1 protein-coding gene is annotated in these 1047 nt (G+C 31.0%); it reads left to right on the top strand.

The genetic code is table 11. The features are described 5' to 3' along the window. Window positions 1-642 (top strand): hypothetical protein (locus AC0B9F_RS38555; RefSeq protein WP_472010523.1); only part of this gene is annotated, 642 nt, incomplete at its 5' end. Window positions 643-1047 lie beyond the last annotated feature (405 nt).

Genomic DNA, 1047 nt, shown 5'->3' on the forward strand with positions numbered 1-1047 from the left:
TATGGACATTTAAAGAGTAATGTTTTATTAGTGGCTCAAAAGGAGGTTAATAATAATACCGATATTAATTTTGAGTTTAATGAGATTAAAACCGGGCGAAAAGTAACCAGTATTGAATTTATCATTAGAAGTAATATCCATCATATAGAGGAAGCAGTTCCTGATGACGTTGACTTGGAAGAGGAAGAACAATTACTATTATTTGATGATTTGCAGACACAGTTATCTAATTTAGGAGTAACAGTTGAGAAGATAAATTGGTTAATTAGTGAATTTCCAGAAGATCAAATTAGAAGAAATATTGATTATGTCCAAGCTCGAAAGGGAATTAGTAGAAAAGCTGGTTACACTGTAAAGGCAATTCAATTAGATTATGCTCTGTCCACTGAAAAGGAATGTTCAGATAAAATTTTACTTGATCCTGTAGAAGAAGCAGTGCGTCAATTTATAAACGAAAATGTACCTAAGAAGAAAGTAAAACGAGTTGAGCATTTGCCAATATATATGTTAAGACAGCCTGCTATTAATTTCTTCAGTAAATATGTTTCCGAAGAAGAAGCAACAATGATTTGGGAGTTGCGACAAGAAGAGATTTATAATGAAATTAGTAAAAAAAGTAAAAATATGATGAGTAATAAATAATCATATTAACAATATCTGTTGAAAAACACCATGCTAATTCTATAAGCAGGGTGTTTTTTTATGTCATTTGTTTTTTGCAAAAATAAAATACATAAGTTTGCAAGTTTATAATACAGACTATTGCAATGAAAAGTGCAAAGCTATAAAGGATTTGACATGGAGCCTCTAGGGCCAAGTCCAAGAGCCTCAAAAGCCAGATATAACAAGTATCTGGATCTGCCAAGATAGGCTATAACACAAGCGCCTCTCCATGTGAAATCGTGGGTAAATCACTGTGTATTTTTGCTTGCAACTTTCTGTAATGATTCTTTGCTACACTTTACACTATAATTTTGCATTAAACATTTTTTCAGAGAATAATATACATTTTTTTTTGTAAGGTTTGTTCATACTACTTTATATTTA

The sequence above is a fragment of the Streptomyces sp. NPDC097129 genome, from assembly GCF_055668065.1.